At 40.5% G+C, this 16,771-nt stretch carries 15 protein-coding genes; 12 read left to right on the top strand and 3 right to left on the bottom strand.

What is annotated here, in order from left to right; translation table 11 throughout:
* Window positions 1-39 precede the first annotated feature (39 nt).
* The 4 genes from PDL71_RS11140 to PDL71_RS11155 all read left to right on the top strand — a co-directional run bounded on the left by PDL71_RS11140 (window position 40) and on the right by PDL71_RS11155 (window position 3,635).
* The gene (locus tag PDL71_RS11140) at window positions 40-861 is read left to right on the top strand and encodes a HipA family kinase (protein ID WP_407520976.1); all 822 of its coding nucleotides are present in this window, start codon (window positions 40-42) and stop codon (window positions 859-861) included.
* A 5-nt stretch (window positions 862-866) separates the two neighbouring features.
* The gene (locus tag PDL71_RS11145) at window positions 867-1,730 is read left to right on the top strand and encodes a hypothetical protein (RefSeq protein ID WP_407520978.1); all 864 of its coding nucleotides are present in this window, start codon (window positions 867-869) and stop codon (window positions 1,728-1,730) included.
* 1,076 nt (window positions 1,731-2,806) lie between these two features.
* Window positions 2,807-3,157 carry a DUF6876 family protein gene (locus PDL71_RS11150; RefSeq protein ID WP_407520980.1) on the top strand — a complete coding sequence of 117 codons (351 nt, stop codon included), beginning with the start codon at window positions 2,807-2,809 and terminating at the stop codon, window positions 3,155-3,157.
* A 247-nt stretch (window positions 3,158-3,404) separates the two neighbouring features.
* Window positions 3,405-3,635 carry a hypothetical protein gene (locus PDL71_RS11155; RefSeq protein WP_407520982.1) on the top strand — a complete coding sequence of 77 codons (231 nt, stop codon included), beginning with the start codon at window positions 3,405-3,407 and terminating at the stop codon, window positions 3,633-3,635.
* A 72-nt stretch (window positions 3,636-3,707) separates the two neighbouring features.
* Here PDL71_RS11155 and PDL71_RS11160 read toward each other — a convergent pair whose 3' ends face one another.
* Window positions 3,708-4,463: a hypothetical protein gene (locus PDL71_RS11160; RefSeq protein WP_407520983.1), complete on the bottom strand. Its 756-nt coding sequence runs from the start codon at window positions 4,461-4,463 to the stop codon at window positions 3,708-3,710.
* A gap of 222 nt (window positions 4,464-4,685) precedes the next feature.
* On the opposite strand from PDL71_RS11160, the gene PDL71_RS11165 reads away from it, so the two are divergent.
* The 6 genes from PDL71_RS11165 (at window position 4,686) to PDL71_RS11190 (ending at window position 10,882) form a co-directional block, all read left to right on the top strand.
* Window positions 4,686-4,877, top strand: coding sequence for a hypothetical protein (locus tag PDL71_RS11165; RefSeq protein ID WP_407520986.1), 192 nt, complete (start codon window positions 4,686-4,688; stop codon window positions 4,875-4,877).
* A 298-nt stretch (window positions 4,878-5,175) separates the two neighbouring features.
* Window positions 5,176-6,279 (top strand): hypothetical protein, encoded by a 1,104-nt coding sequence (locus PDL71_RS11170; RefSeq protein ID WP_407520988.1) that lies wholly within the window; start codon window positions 5,176-5,178, stop codon window positions 6,277-6,279.
* A gap of 214 nt (window positions 6,280-6,493) precedes the next feature.
* Window positions 6,494-9,181 (top strand): 4-alpha-glucanotransferase, encoded by a 2,688-nt coding sequence (locus PDL71_RS11175; protein WP_407520990.1) that lies wholly within the window; start codon window positions 6,494-6,496, stop codon window positions 9,179-9,181.
* 130 nt (window positions 9,182-9,311) lie between these two features.
* Window positions 9,312-9,518 (top strand): hypothetical protein, encoded by a 207-nt coding sequence (locus PDL71_RS11180; protein WP_407520991.1) that lies wholly within the window; start codon window positions 9,312-9,314, stop codon window positions 9,516-9,518.
* Window positions 9,508-9,831: a type II toxin-antitoxin system RelE/ParE family toxin gene (locus tag PDL71_RS11185; protein WP_407520993.1), complete on the top strand. Its 324-nt coding sequence runs from the start codon at window positions 9,508-9,510 to the stop codon at window positions 9,829-9,831. The genes PDL71_RS11180 and PDL71_RS11185 overlap by 11 nt, the downstream gene beginning before the upstream one ends.
* Window positions 9,832-9,856: 25 nt before the next feature.
* Entirely contained in the window at window positions 9,857-10,882 is a 1,026-nt protein-coding gene (locus tag PDL71_RS11190; protein WP_407520995.1) for a dipeptide epimerase, read from the top strand.
* A 152-nt stretch (window positions 10,883-11,034) separates the two neighbouring features.
* Here PDL71_RS11190 and PDL71_RS11195 read toward each other — a convergent pair whose 3' ends face one another.
* Both PDL71_RS11195 and PDL71_RS11200 read right to left on the bottom strand, forming a co-directional pair.
* Window positions 11,035-12,000, bottom strand: a complete 966-nt coding sequence (locus PDL71_RS11195; RefSeq protein ID WP_407520997.1) for an ROK family protein — start codon at window positions 11,998-12,000, stop codon at window positions 11,035-11,037.
* 42 nt (window positions 12,001-12,042) lie between these two features.
* Window positions 12,043-13,806 (bottom strand): MFS transporter, encoded by a 1,764-nt coding sequence (locus tag PDL71_RS11200; RefSeq protein ID WP_407520999.1) that lies wholly within the window; start codon window positions 13,804-13,806, stop codon window positions 12,043-12,045.
* Window positions 13,807-13,933: 127 nt separating this feature from the next.
* On the opposite strand from PDL71_RS11200, the gene PDL71_RS11205 reads away from it, so the two are divergent.
* Entirely contained in the window at window positions 13,934-15,349 is a 1,416-nt protein-coding gene (locus tag PDL71_RS11205) for a glycogen synthase (protein WP_407521001.1), read from the top strand.
* A 25-nt stretch (window positions 15,350-15,374) separates the two neighbouring features.
* Complete coding sequence (locus PDL71_RS11210; RefSeq protein WP_407521003.1) at window positions 15,375-16,655, top strand: glucose-1-phosphate adenylyltransferase; 1,281 nt, start codon at window positions 15,375-15,377, stop codon at window positions 16,653-16,655.
* Window positions 16,656-16,771: the final 116 nt, after the last annotated feature.

Consider the following 16,771-nt stretch of genomic DNA (forward strand, 5'->3'; position numbering starts at 1 on the left):
AATAGTTTTAAAATAATTGCAAAAACAGAGAAAACATAATTGCCAACTTTTCAATCTATAGAAGCATTAGATAAAGCGAATATTATTGCGACGAACAATAGGCCAATAATAATTCATGCCTCTGATTTGAATTTCTATTACTGTAAGTATCACTCTAATGTTGGTACTGCTAATAGGTTATTCAAGGAATGGCTTATTGCATCTTTTTTAAGTGATTGGCAATTCAATCGTTCCTCAATCAATTTTATTCAAGCATTACCCGAACATATTCCCAATGATTTAGGAATACCCCGAAACCAATTTGATGTACCTTGTTTTGGATTACAAAAAATTGATGATGCAATTGACCTAACTCAAATATCAGAAGATGCGGTTGTTCGTTCAAGGAATAAAAACAACCTAAAAGCGGATTTATTGAAACTTGCTTTTTTTGATATTTGGACAGCTAATGAGGATAGAAATTCAAATAACTATAATATCATATACAAGCAAGTTGGTGGTGAATACTTGGGTTACCCTATTGACCATGAAGCCTGTTTTAATTTCCAGAATTTTGAAAATGGTTTGGTACAAATTACCTATCAAGACAGTTTGATATATTCCTCATTCTTTGCTAAATTGTTTAAAACCAGCGAATTTAAGAGCAAAGAAAGGGTTGAAAACCTCAAAGATTCTTTCTACCTTTGCAGCCGAAATTGCAGGCAGAATGTTAATGCCTACTTACAAAACATTCCGGCAGGTTGGAACGTTAATATAGTAGCAAAAGAAGCGGAATTGAACCAATTTTTACTTAATGATGAGTGGTTTGAGGAGTGTTGGCATACTTTTTTGGAGTTTTTACAATATTTTACAGGCGAATAAATCAAATGATAACTCAATACAGCATATTATCAGTATTAATTAGACCTGAAATCCAGGAAAAGATTTCAATAGGGCTGTTATTGTTTGATACCAACGATGTTTATTTCAGTTTTTCAAAAAATAAATTACAGGTTTCAAAAGAATTACTTTCAAATTCATCTTATAAAATTCTTAGAGAAATTTTGGAGAGCATTGAGAGAAAAGTTGAAACTGATAATTTGAAGCTGTCTGATAAGAAAAAATTCAAGATATACAAGAACAGGATTACAGATAACACTTTTTCTACTTCCTACATTTCATATTTGAGCAAGTATTCAAATAATGTTATTTCGTTTACAAATCCTAAAGAGATTTATTTGGAAATTAATAGCCAGAATTTCTCATCATTATTCAAGAAGTATATAGATGATATTATTGAAACAGCAGAAGTAGAACCGAAACAAAAGCCGGTTGAATATATCAAAACACAATTTGGTGAGAAGATTAAGGAGCATTACGATTTCAATAAAGAGGTTACACATGAACAAGTTCAAAATCTAATTGCACCTGTTCGTATAGACTTTGCTGGCAGAAATGAAATTGATGTTTATGCTCAAACTGTTGATATGGAAGCAGGGGCTGGAACTGTTGCAAATCATATCAATGCTTTTGTTCAGCTTAAAACGACTTACACAAAAAATAATATCGCAATGAAAGACTTTTTTATTGCGAAAGAACCTGCAAGAGAGTTGTTTCCTAAACAACATGATATGTGGAATCAGTTAAGGAACTCTGATATTTTGAACTATCTTGACTTATCTGAATGTGAAGCTATCATTACTTATGCCGAACAACATGGCGTTGTTCCTATTACAAAATCTGCTGAATAATATTCTCCCTCACAGACCCCACACTGCAAGGTAATAAGGTGTTCCTCATGCCTATTCGGCAAGCAGATGTGCCAAACCAATGCAGCAGCAGCAATGAATCTGTTTATAAACTTTTATGGTATTGCTGCACCTGCATTGCCCTTCGGGTGCTTCGCTACGCTACGCAGTTTGTCACACTTCTTGCAGCTCATACGGCATTCGTCACGGCAGCTACTGTGTCCTTCACGCCACTTCGTTCATTACTTCCTTCGTTCCGCTTCATTACACCTCGTTCGCAGCCCGACCATTTGCTGCAAGGCAGGGCATTCTTGCCTGCACACATAGCCTGATACGAAAGTATGCACCTGCCTTTCCGCAAGCCATCCCTACAATACTCACTGGGTTCCATTTCGCTTCACTACGTCATTCATTCACTTTAGTAGCGTTCAGTCCACCCGCTGCCAATTATTTGGCTCGCCTTGCGTACCCATTTCGGCTGCGTTCACCTTGCGACTGCTAATTGCTCATGTCGTACCTCCATTTCGCAAAGCATCGCTAAGGTTCACTTGCATAGTTCAGCCGCCTTCGTACCCTGACGGGAAATTTACTGCGGCGGCTTCCTATGGAGGCAGCATCGTTGTCAGCCCCTTGGCTTGGCTTCTTTACATTGGCCTGAAAAGGGGCTGCCACTTTACTGCTGCCCCCTCATGGGTGCTCGCAGGCACTTCCGTTCGTTCCTCTCTCCAGTGCCTTATGGCGGCTCGCCACCCACGCTACAGTGTGGACAAGTGTGCCACACGGCCATGCTTCTTTTTTGCCGCAGGCGCTATTACCTTTTGCCAACGCACAGGAATACGTTTCCACAATCAGCATCTGTTTGGAAGAAAACAAATCTTAGAACAAATACAAAAAAAGTACAGCAAGTTAGTCGGCTGGCACAGCCCCATCCTCTAAAAAAACAAGGAACTACGGCATAAACACAGACCCATCGCACAAAGCCATCATTTATTCCGTTCCTCCTTGTTTTTTTAGCCACGCCGCCTGATGTGATTGCTTTCTTTTTTTTCCTTTTTTCTTTTAAAATAAATTTTATTACAATGAAAAATGCAAATCACTTCTTCGGTTCTCACAATGGTTCAGAAAATTTCTATTGCCACAAACCTTCCTTGATTCTTTATACTGATGGTGTGAAAGAGTTAGCTGAAGGCTGCGGTGCTTACTGGCTGATAGATTTAATTGTTAGCTATCAATGCCACAGAGAAATTAATCTTGAACGATTCCAGGTATGGGATTTAAAAAGAGTGCAGGATAATGTTTTTACAATCCTTGCAACAGATGGGAACCATAACAAAGTAACAAGTCAGGAAATTCCTTTCAGTGATTTTCCTTATGACCTTGCAACAATTTGGCTGGTAGATGGATGCCTGATGCTTCCAAGTGAATACTAATCAAAGGCGGTCAGCAATGGCCGCTTTCTTAACATACTTACCGACCTGTTGAATTGATACAGCTTTTGCCAATGTGTTTTTTATACAGCAAAAATAGCTACGGCAGCCTACCGCACAGACCTGACAAAAAAAAACCAAAAGCTTACGGCATAAACACAGACCCGACACACAGAGCCATCTTTTATTCCGTTTCCTTTTGGTTTTTTTATCTGCCTTCGCTGAGAGATGCTTATAAAAATTCACAGTTATGCAAAAGCAGCTTCGTATCATCACCAGTCGTCGTTTGGCAGTTTGTCCTTTCAGCCTTTCATTGGGGCCAGTTCCTCCGTTGCCTGCATGGGTTTTCGGTAAGCATCTCGGCAGGCGTCCCGTTTATTATCGTTACAGTGGCTCCAGGGTTTTCGTTGTGGGTTCGTCAGGCTGGTATCTTCATTGTTCTCCATCAGGCCGTCGTTGGCTGTCAGCATTGCCCTTTTAGGGCTTTGCTGAAATGAAATGCCCCGCCAGGAATGACAGGGCTTTATCGGACTGAAAGAATGAACAATTTTTATTACACGCCACTTACCTTAACAACTGCAAGAGGGTTAAATGCACCATTTTTCAATGAATACATTTGCCCGTTTACTTCTTGGTAAAATTCAATTCCAAGTACAAGAAATAAAGGATGTGTACTGTTTGCAGTAACTGCATTTGAAAGATTAAGTGCGGCAGTTGCAGTTACATCCCAAGGTAATATTGCACTTGCCTGGCTATCCAAAACAAATGTTTCATTTTCAAAATCAACTTCAGCACCAGCAGAAACAATTTTGAAATGTGTAGAACCACCGGGAGCTGCAATCATATTCAAAGGAACAAAAGCAGGAATACTAACAGCAAGTGTACCAGCAACCCTATCTATGGTTGAAGTATAAGGAGCATAAAGGGTAGTGCCCAATTTGCCGCTGATATTAAATTCAAAACCTTCCAGTAATTCGGCTTCGCCATCAATTACATTCCGTTGCCCACGAGGGTTAGTTGCATCTTCCTGGATTACTTCAACCATCTTTTGAGTAAGACGGCTTACCATCCGGCTATCAGAAGCATTTTGCAACATTGCACGAATTGAATTGCGAAGCAGCTTACCAGCTTTACCAGCCCTTCCAAATTCTTCGCCGTTTTCACGGGTTCTTTGAAAGTTCGGGTCATTTGCAATACGGTCACCAGACACACCGCCTTTCTCTCTTGCCAGGTATCCGTCCTGAGATTTATAGAAGGTAATACCGCCGATAGTACCGTCTAATTTGATAATTCCTTTTTGCTTTGCCATTGTAAAAAATTATGAGTTAGTAAAATAATATCATCATTGATACCCGAAATTATAATAGGTTTCTATTGCTTTAAATTCAGCACTACCATTCCTGCCGATATGTGCAGATTATTCCATTATGAGAGCTTATTTCCTCTCTTAAAATGAAGTAAATTTGTGCATAACAACTCTATACATAAAGCATAGATGAAGTATGGATAGAGTATTAAAATGTTAAATGAAATGGAAAGAGTTTGTATTTATCCAAAGGATGTGCAGATTGTTACCGGCAAAAGCGAAAGATGGGGAAGGGAAGTAATCAAAAAGATTAAATCTCATTTCTCAAAGCAACCTCACCAATTAGTTTCTATTGATGAGTTTTGCCAGTACACCGGGCTATCTGTAAACACCGTTATTGAGAAGCTGAGAGCATAATTTTATTGGCATAAATGCCTCTGAAATCCGTATCTTAGCATAGCAGAAAAGTAAAGGAAATGTGAGATTGAAAAGTTGTTTGAAGTGAGACTTTACCGAGACCTGCAAGGACTGAAACTTTGAAATAGTTATTAATAAAGGAGTTAGGAGAATGGTTCGAATCCCTCTCTCTCCGCCCTTAACCGGCATTGCAATCAATGCCGGTTTTTTTATTCTGAGACACATCAACTTTTCTCTTGATTTCAATCATTCAGCATTCTCTGCACTTAGTTTAGCTTGAGCCATCAAAATTCTGGTTATGGTACCGATTGCAGGCGATCAACTAAAGCAGGTGATGGATGCGGTGCACTATCGCCCGGCTGTTTCTGTTATACTACCTTTTCATACAAAATCTAGTCTCAATTCAGAATTTAAACAAACGCTGAAGTTTTCGCTGGATGAAGTGGAACGGAAACTTTTCAGTGAATATCCCCCGGAATTAAGCAGGATTGTAATGCGTAAACTGCATCATCTTTCTGATGGCTTGCCTGTAAATACTACTAAAAAAGGAATAGCTCTGTTTGCATCGCCTGTTTTTGAAAAACTGGTGTACCTGGATGTAGAAGTGGAGCCTAAAATTGTGATTGATGAATCTTTTGAAATCAGAGACCTCGTCTACAACCGTAAAGAGTTGCAACTGCATTACCTGTTATTGCTGATCAGTGTCGAGGAATGCCGTCTCTTTTTGGGCGATCATCACCATTTGTTGCCTGTTAAAATGCAGGTGCCGGCAAAACTGGCTGACTATATACATGATGCACCGGAACGGGTTACTAATTTCTCTGATCCCGGAATGTTTAAAGAGATTCAGGTTGAAAAAATGTTGCGGAGTGTAGATAAAGAACTTACTGATTTGCTGCACGAACATCATTTGCCCGTATTTGTAATGGGTTCAACTCCTGTACTTGGATTGTACCGTACCATTACACATAATCCCAAAGCGATTTTTGAGTTTATTGAAGGCAATTATATTGACCGAAATGCGCATCAGTTGCATCAACTCCTTCAGCCTCACCTGGCAGAATGGAAACACCAACTCCAACTTCAGTTGCTGCGTCAAATTGAAAATGCAGCCAATCAAAAAAAACTGGCAGCAGGTATTAAACAGGTATGGCAACACATTTTTGATAAAAACGGTCGTTTGCTCATTGTAGAAAAAGAATTTATGGTGAGCTGTGAACAGGTGCTGGACGGCAAACTTGTATTTAAAGAAAGGTCAAAAGAACCCGTATTTTCACATGCCCATGATGCTGTGGATGATGCTATTGAACTGATTCTTAAAAACGGGGGAGATGTGGCTTTTGTTGAAAAAGGACTTTTAACCCCTTACGATCATATCGCCCTCATAAAATTCTATGCCTGATAAACAAATTCTTGAGGCTGCTGCTGATCAGTGTAAATCACACTGAAATAAAAGGTTTTGAGAGGCGGAATTATCTTCTGTTGCTTTCTCTTAAATTCCTGCAAGCCTAAGCCATTTTTTGTTTATTTTGCCCCTTCAAGACAATTGATTTATGACTCATCCCTCCCGGCATCAGCAACTCAAGTAAAACCGGGGAAGAACGAAACGGTTACAAATGAAGATTCAATTCTACCTGCGGTTCAGTACTGCTTATGGTGAAAGTTTATATGTATGCGGCAATTACAGCAAATTGGGTAATGAAGATCCGGCAGCAGCATTGCCTATGCAATATCTTAACAATGATTACTGGACGGTGGCCGTTGAACTGGAACATACTGAAACTCCTCTCCGCTATAATTACATTCTTAAAACTGCAGCCGGTGAACAGGTGATTGAATGGGGTGATGATCGTATCCTGCAGTTCCAGGAAATGAAGGCTGAGGAATACACTTTATACGATACCTGGAATCATGCAGGCGAATTTGAGAATGCCTTTTTTACGCAACCGTTTACGCAGGTATTGCTTCCCAAACCTAAAGCGCTCAAAGTAAAATCTTATAAAAATGTAACGCACCTGCTCAAAGCAAAAGCTCCGCTGCTGCTGGAAGATGAAGTGCTTTGCATTGCCGGCAGTAACGATGCGTTTGGCAATTGGGATGAATCTAAATCCCAACTCATGCAACGGGAAGGAAACTGGTGGGTAGCCCGTTTAAACCTGAGCAAAGAAAATTTTCCGGCGGCATATAAATATGGCGTGTTTAATACCAAAACAAAATCTTTTGTACGGTATGAAAGCGGTAACAACCGTATGTTGTATGATGCAGCAGGTGCCAAAAAAATAACTATTCTGCATGATGGCTTTGCTCAACTGCCCAACACCACCTGGCATGGTGCCGGTATTTCTGTTCCGGTGTTCAGTCTGCGTTCCAATAAAAGTTTTGGTGTAGGTGAGTTTACAGATATGAGATTACTGGTAGACTGGGCTGTGAAATTAAAAATGAAACTCATCCAGATTCTGCCCATCAATGATACTACAGCTACTCATACATGGATGGATTCTTATCCTTATGCACCTATTTCTGTTTTTGCCATGCATCCGCAATACCTCAACCTGGAAGCTGTTGCCGGTGATGCCAAACATAAGGTGATCAAATCCATGGCTAAGAAGCAAAAAGAACTCAATGCGCTTTCTGAAATTGACTATGAAGCGGTGATGAAATATAAATGGGAAGCCATTAACGAATTATATGCTGAGCAAAAAGCAGCCATGCATGAAGATGCAATCTTCTTTGAGTTTTTTGAACTCAACCGTTACTGGCTCGTACCTTATGCCGCTTTCTGCTACCTGCGGGATAAATACAAAACGGCCGATTTTACAAAGTGGAAAACCTACAGCTCCTTTAACGAACATGATTTGATTGAACTGGCTGATCCTGCTCAAAAGCATTATGATGAAATTGCTATTCATTATTTTGTTCAGTATCATCTGCACCTGCAATTAAAAGCGGCGGTGGATTATGCACATGCACAGGGTATTATTTTAAAAGGTGATATTCCCATTGGTATTTACAGGAACAGTGTGGATGCATGGATGGCGCCTGAACTGTATAACATGAACATGCAGGCCGGCGCACCGCCTGATGATTTTGCCATTAAAGGACAGAACTGGGGTTTCCCTACTTACAACTGGCAACGTATGGCTGAAGATGGTTTTGCATGGTGGCGTAAACGTTTTGAACAGATGAGCGTGTACTTTGATGCCTTCCGTATTGATCATATTCTTGGTTTCTTCCGTATCTGGAGTATTCCCCTGCATGCTGTAGAAGGCATTATGGGACATTTTGTTCCTGCATTACCGGTACACATCAATGAGTTTGGTCAGCGTGGGTTGTGGTTTGATTATGCCCGGCTTTGCAAGCCTTATATCACTGATGCAGTGTTAAAAGAATTGATGGGCAATGAAGATTACTGGCTGCATTCTTACTTAGATCCAAAAGGTGATGGCAGTTACGAACTCAAAGAAGCATTCAATACGCAACGGAAAGCAGAAGCTGTTTTTGATGCACTGGAAGATACAGCCAATCACCAACGCATTCGTCATGCTTTATATGATCTCATCAGCAATGTGATTTTATTTGAAGAAGAAGGAAGCCAGGCACAGCAGTTTCATTTCCGCATCAGCATGATGAGTACACTTTCTTTCAAGTACCTTGATGATGCTACGAAACGTAACCTGGAAGATTTGTACGTAAACTATTTCTTCCGCAGGCAGGATGAATTCTGGCGCAAACAGGCAATGGACAAACTGCCGCAATTAAAACGCAGCACCAATATGTTGATCTGTGGTGAAGATTTAGGAATGGTGCCGGATTGTGTGCCTGATGTTATGAAGCAATTGGGTTTGTTGAGTTTGGAAATTCAACGGATGCCGAAAGATCCCAAACGAAAATTCTTTCACCCGGCTGATGCTCCTTATATGAGCGTAGTTACACCCAGCACCCATGACATGAGTACCATCCGTGGCTGGTGGGAGGAAGACCGTGCTGCCACACAAAGTTTCTATAATACAGAGTTGAGTCAATGGGGTGAAGCTCCTTACTACTGTGAGCCCAATATTGTACGCAGTATTATCAGTCAGCATGTTTATTCACCTGCCATGTGGAGTATTTTCCAGGTGCAGGAATTGCTGGGGATGAGTGCAGCGTTGAGAAGAGAAAATCCAAATGATGAAAGGATCAACGTGCCGGCTAATCCCAAACATTACTGGCGCTACCGCATGCATCTCAATCTCGAAGATTTAATTGCTAATGATGCTTTTAATGAAGATGTGGGCATGATGGTGCAGTTGAGCGGAAGAGGGTAGAGGATTGCAGATTTGATTCGTATAGATTTATTATTAAACTCTGTTTATTTACACATAATTAAACGTGTCTGACTGCCGAATTATATAAATTCATGATAAGTTAGTAATTTAGAGTTGAAAATAAGTTTCTATGCAATATCTGATTGAAGTAGAAAAGGAAAAAGAAAAATTTATAATTGAAATGTTAAGGCATTTCAGTTTTATAAAAACGCACAAGCTTACCAAAAAAAATCTTCAATTTCTTTACGAATTGCAATCTTCAGCAGAGCAGGTAAAGAAAGCCAAATCCGGAAAATTAAAACTCCAAAGTGTAAAAGAATTTCTGAATGAGTTATAATATTGAGCTCACAGATTATTTTAAACGTCAATTTAAAAGGCTGCTCCGCAAATACCCTTCACTTAAGAAGGAATTGTTAGAATTATCAAATAAGTTGGAACAAAATCCTGAATATGGCACCCCAATCGGGAATAATTGCTATAAAATCCGATTAGCTGTTTCGTCAAAGGGCAAAGGAAAATCAGGAGGAGCACGAGTGATTACTCATGTCTATATAATAAAACGAAAGGTATATCTGCTTTCCATCTACGATAAATCTGAACAGGAAAACATTTCTCAATCCACAATTGATTCAATTTTGAGTTCTATTTGAAATCACTATCAACTGTTAATTTTTCATGCCTTTAACCATCCGCTATAAAAAAATTGAACTCCCGTTTCGTTATCCGTTCACTATTTCTAAAGGAACCAAAACACATCAGCCTGCATTGATTGTGGTACTGGAACACCGAGGTAAAGTGGGCTATGGTGAAGCGCCTGCAATTACTTACTACAATATTCCGGTAGAAAAGATGATGGAAGACCTCGAAGCAAAGAAAAAATTTGTGGAGAAGTTTGCCTTCACTGATCCTGATCGTTACTGGCATTACCTGCATCACCTGTTTCCTCAAAACAATTTCCTCGTTTGTGCTTTGGATATTGCCACCTGGGATATGTATGGTAAGTTGAGAGGAAAACCCCTGTACCAACTCTGGAATTTAGATTACAGCAAAGCTCCTGTTTGTGATTATACCATTGGTATTGACACCGTAGAAAAAATGGTGGAAAAGATGAAAGAAAAGCCATGGCCTATCTATAAAATAAAAGTAGGCGTAGAAGGTGATGTAGAATTGGTAGCTGAATTACGCAAACATACAGATGCAGTTTTTCGTGTAGATGCTAATGCCGGATGGACCTTAGAAGAAGCGCTTGTAAAAATTCCGCAGTTGAAAGAATTGGGAGTAGAATTGGTGGAGCAGCCATTGGCAAAAGATAATTGGGAAGGAATGAAAACTTTGTACAAAGAATCACCTTTGCCTTTGCTGGCTGATGAAGCTTGTGTGTATGAACAGGATGTAGAAAAATGCAGGGATCATTTTCATGGTATCAATATCAAACTCACCAAGTGCAGCGGCATTACACCTGCGTTGCGGATGATTAAAAAAGCAAGAGAGTTGAACATGAGCATTATGATCGGTTGTATGAATGAAACCACCATCGGTTCTGCTGCGATTGCTCATTTGGCTCCATTGGTGGATTATATTGATATGGACGGGCCCTTACTGCTGGCAGAAGATATTGCCACCGGTCTTACTTATGATAACGGAAAAGTAGGAGTGAGCGGTGGATCAGGTTTGGGAATCACAACCAATTTGTTTGATTAAGTAAATCATTAACTGGTCTCACGGTTTGCAACCATACCGACCAGGTGCTTTATTGGTCGGTACGGCCCTAAGGCCGTCAGACCAAATCTCTTCAATAAAAAAGTCAGGCAACAAGTCCTGACTTTTTCTTTATCTGCATAGTTGTGTTTACACTAATGATCCGTTTCCCATACCAATGCACTGGCACCGAGGATAGCGGCATCCGCTTCTTTCAAATCACTGAAGATTACTTTCACTTTGTTTTTGAAAACCTGGATCAGGTTGGCTTCCATCGCCTGTACGGTGGGTTTCAAAATCAGATCACCGGCCTTGGTTAAACCCCCAAAGAGTACAATAGCTTCCGGAGATGAGAACATTACAAAATTGGCAAGTGCTTCACCTAAAATTTCACCGGTAAATTCAAAAATACGGTTGGCAATCGCATCGCCTTGTATGGCACAGTTGTAAACTGTTTCACTGGTGAGTTCATCAATCGTATAGTTGCGTAGCAAACTGGGTGCATCCGGTTCCGCTGTTAAAAATTCAATAGCTGTTTCCCGCACACCCGTTGCACTGGCATAAGCTTCTAAGGAACCATAGGCGCCAGTTCCTTTATGCAGTCTTCCGCCATGACGAACAATCACATGACCCAGTTCTCCTGCAAATCCATCATGACCTACAACGATCTTTCCATCAATCACAATACCGCTTCCTACACCTGTACCAAGTGTAATGGTGATAAAATGTTTCATTCCTTTGGCCACGCCATACATCATTTCGCCCATGGCAGCCGCATTGGCATCATTGGTAAGACGTGTAGGCAATCCAAATTTTTTCTCCACCATATCCGCCATCGGAATAATGCCTTTCCATTTCAGGTTGGGTGCATATTCAATAGTTCCGGTATAAATATTTCCGTTTGGAGCGCCCATGCCAATGCCTTTAAATTTATCAGTACCACCATGATTGGCAATTAAAGGCCAGAGGTTTTTATATAGCTCATCAATAAATTCTTCTGCATTGTCGTGCGCATCCGTACGCATACGACCTTGCTCCAGGATATTTCCTTTGCGGTCAACAATTCCAAACTTGGTATTGGTACCTCCAATATCAATACCAACTGCAAAATCCTTTGTCATAATCATTCAATTATTTTATTCAAATGTATTTCGTACTTATTATTAATGTCCACCGCCGCTCACTTGTGCATCATAATCAATTCCCTGGTTCTTTAAAATTCCTTTCACCGCAAATGCAAAGAACGCTAAGTAAGCAAAACAAACCACAGCTACCCAATAAGAAGAGTGAATACCTACCAGGTCAGCTAACTTTCCTTGAATGGGAGGAATAATACCGCCACCCAAAATCATCATGATCAAAAAGGCTGAGCCTTGTGTTGTGTACTTACCCAGTCCGGCAATGGACAATGAGAAAATACAAGGCCACATAATAGAGCAGCACAAACCTCCACTCAAGAATGCATAAATAGATACGGTTCCTGTTGTCATAATACCAATGATCATTGCCGCAACACCCAAAATACTGAATATTAAAAGTGTTCTTGCAGGTCTGTCCTTACTTAAAAAGAAGGCACCGATCTGTACCGCTACACATACAATATAGAAATACAACGGACTCATATCATATTGTGCAATGGAATTAACACCGATTATAATTCCGAAGGCTACTATCGGTACTATTACCAATAAAAGTTTTTTGGTACTGCTGCTGAATTCAAAGGCACTGATGGCACCTGCCCATCTTCCGATCATTAAACTTCCCCAATACATGGAAATAAATGGCGCTATTTGTGAAGACTGATAACCGCCAAAATCTTTTTGCTTCAACAATTCACCCAGGTTACTGCCTATAGCTACTTCTACACCTACATATGTAAAGATGCCCAGCATCCCCAGCACCAGTTGCGGATATTGCATAGCACCCCATCCTTCACTCTTACGTTTAGCACTTATATTGGCAAACAACAAACCAATCACTACAATTGCTAATGCACCGAATAACCATTTCATCCGGTATTGTTCTAATGGATGACGGATTTCAGCTATTTCATTTTTCTTTTGTTCTATTGAATTGGTAAGTGCAGAAACATCGCCCATTGTAGCAGCTACTTGCTTTTCAATTGCAGCTACTTCATCACCCAAACTCACAATCTTCATAGCTGCTTCACTTTTATAACTTTGAAAAACAGGAGTGAAACATACTGCTAACAATACAGTTATCACCAGCATAGTCAACAGTGATTTATTTTCCCGTTCAATCTTTTCATCATTAATACCGGGCGGTACTTTTTTGGAAAAACCAAATAAGGCAGCGGCAGCAATAAACAAACCACCCACCGCTACATACAGTATAATTACTTTACTTAATGGCAATGCTTTGATTTGTTCATCCGTAATAGCGGCTGCAGAACCAAACAAGGCTAACGCTACCACAATAGGGCCGATGGTTGTACCAAAAGAGTTTACACCACCACCAAGATTTACACGACTGGTGCCGGTGGCAGGATCACCCAAAGAAATAGCAAATGGTTGTGCACTTGTTTGCTGTAATGAAAAACCAAGCGCCACAATAAACAAGCCAAGCAACATACCGTAAAACGAATTGCCATTCACCGTAACAATCATCACCGCTGCACCAATGGCACTGAAAAGCAATCCATACACAATACTTTTTTTGTACCCCCATTTACCCACGGGGTCTTTTCCGGCAAAAGCACCATAAGTAAACAAAATTAATGCGCCGATATAGTACGCTAAATAGAAAGCAAAATCTACAAGCTGGCTTTGAAACTGATCCAGCCCGAACTTATGTTTACAGAAAGGAATAAAGACACTGTTACCTGCTGCAATAAATCCCCAGAAAAAAAAGACGGTGACAAGTGTGCTTAAAGCGCCATAGTTGGTTGGTTGTGTGGTTTTGTTCATAACAATCGTTTAGCTTGTTTGAACGCCCAAAATAAAAAGAAATGCCCTTACTAAAAATTATTTGTTGTTTTTTGGCGTATCAAACATCCTTCCTATATTCAGGCATAATTCCTTCAAACCCAGTTTCATGGAAATAATACACGTTAGTGCCGAATGTTACCCGGTAGCCAAAGCCGGTGGTTTGGGAGATGTGGTGGGAGCGTTGCCGAAATATCTGAACGGAGCAGGACATGTTGCCAAAGTAGTAATGCCCATGTACCGCACAAAATTCTTAGCGGCTAACGATTGGGAGGTAGTGCATAAAGGTCGTACCAACCTCGGCGATTATTTTTTTGATTACACCGTAATTAAAGAAGCTACTAATAAACTCGGTTTTGATTTATACCTCATTGATATTTATGGCCTGCTGGACAGGGAAAAGATCTATGGATATGATGATGATGCCCAGCGGTTCACTGCTTTTCAAATAGCATTTGTAGATTGGTTGAGTGCGTGGCAGCATCGTCCGGATGTAGTGCATGTGCACGACTATCATGCAGGTTTAATTCCTTTCATGATGCAGTATTGTTACCGTTACAATCATCTTGCATCTATCCCTACTGTATTAACCATTCATAATGCACAATACCAGGGCTGGATGGGCTGGGATAAAAGTGTGTGGATTCCTCCTTATGACAGTTGGAAAACAGGTATGATGGATTGGGCTGATACGATTAATCCTCTAGCTAGTGCCATCAAATGTGCAGCAAAAGTTACAACCGTAAGCTGGAGTTATCTCGATGAACTCCGTTATATGAGTAATGGATTAGAAGCTTTGTTTGAATATGAAAGAGGTAAATGCAGCGGCATCCTTAATGGTATTGATGCTGATGTATGGGATCCTGCAAAAGACAGCTACATAAAAGATGATTACGATCTTAAAACTGTAACGGAAGGCAAGGCTAAAAACAAAGCAAGATTGTGTGAGCAATTTGGTCTTGATGTAAACAAACCTCTATTTGTTTTCATTGGCAGATTGGTAGGAGAGAAAGCGGCTGATATATTACCGGCATTGATCGGTGATTCTTTTTATTACATCGGAAGAAGAATGAACTTTCTCATTCTGGGTAGCGGAGAGCCGCAGGTGGAAGCCCAACTAAATGGACTTGCTCCCGTTTCGCAGGGAGATTACAGTTGTTATATCGGTTATAATGAAGCGCTCAGCCATTTAATGTATGCCGGTGCTGATTTCCTGTTAATGCCCAGCAGGGTAGAACCTTGCGGTTTAAACCAGATGTATGCCATGCGTTACGGAACCGTTCCCATGGTGCGAAATACCGGCGGTTTAAGAGATACTGTAAAAGATATTAATATGCCGGATGGTTATGGGCTGGTGTTTGACAATGCATCAGTAGGTGATGTAAGCCATTCTGTGTGGAGGGCGGTGCAACTGTACCAGGATAAAGAAAGGTTTGCACATTGCCGTGAAGTAATGATGAAACTGGATTTCAGTTGGGAGAAAAGTATTCAACAATACATAACTTTATACAAGTCACTCAAATAAATTCTTTACCAAACAATCTACGATTATGAGCATCTCAAGAAGCACACTTGCCATTATTCTCGGAGGCGGAGCAGGAACCAGGTTGTATCTATTAACAGCAAGTCGCAGCAAACCGGCAGTACCCATTGCAGGTAAGTACCGTTTGGTGGATATCCCCATCAGTAACTGTATCAACAGCAACATCAACCGCATGTTTGTGTTAACACAGTTCAACAGTGCATCACTCAACAAGCATATTAAAAACACGTACCACTTCAGTGCGTTCAGTACCGGTTTTGTTGACATTCTTGCGGCAGAACAAACTCCTGATAATCCAGGTTGGTACCAGGGCACGGCAGATGCAGTACGTCAATGTATGCGGCATGTACAGCAGCATGATGCGGATTATGTTTTGATTCTGAGTGGTGATCAGTTATACCAGATGGATTTTCAAAAAATGATTGACGATCATGTGCAACGTGGTGCAGACATCAGCATTGCAACCATTCCTGTAGGTGATCGTGAAGCACCTGAGTTTGGTATATTGAAGAGTGATGAACAAAGCATGATCACTTCCTTTATTGAAAAACCGAAAAAAGATATCCTGGGTGATTGGGTAAGTGATACGGGTGCTGACATGCAGCGTATGGGCCGTATTTACCTGGCAAGCATGGGTATTTATATTTTCAACAGGAAGTTATTGCTGGATCTTTTGATGGAAGAGCATAAAGACGCTACTGATTTTGGTAAAGAAATCATTCCATCTTCTATTGGTAAATACAAAGTAGCCAGTTATCAATATGATGGTTACTGGACAGATATCGGAAATATCTACTCCTTCTTTGAAGCCAACCTTGCGTTAACAGCAGAGATTCCGGATTTCAATTTGTTTGATAACAGCAAGCCTGTGTACACACGTGCACGCATGCTGCCTCCTGCTAAAATCAGCGGAACTACTCTGGAAAGAACCATCATTGCAGAAGGTTCCATCATCTTAGCGAGCAGGGTGGAGAACAGTGTAATTGGTATCCGTACACGAATCGGTCATGGCACTACGGTGGTGAGCAGTTATATTATGGGTACTGATTATTATGAAACGCTGGAAGAAATGCTGCACGCTGCTGAACGTGGTATTCCAAAAGTAGGTATTGGCGAACGTTGTTATATCAAGAATGCCATCATTGATAAAAATTGCCGTATTGGTAATGATGTGCGTATCAACGGCGGTGCTCATTTGCCCAATACAGATCATGCATTATACTCCGTAAAAGATGGAATTGTGGTAGTGAAGAAAGGAGCAATCTTACCGGATGGATTTGTGATATAAACTTTACAAGCCTCGTTCCCTGTAGAGGTTTCGATTATTTTTCATTTAACATCCCCCATCAGGGAAAGGGGTTAACTATCGATTATGGCCGGAGGTTCTTCCATAAGTTCTGCATC

It is taken from the genome of Lacibacter sp. MH-610, from assembly GCF_045780045.1.
Classification (GTDB): Bacteria; Bacteroidota; Bacteroidia; order Chitinophagales; family Chitinophagaceae; genus Lacibacter.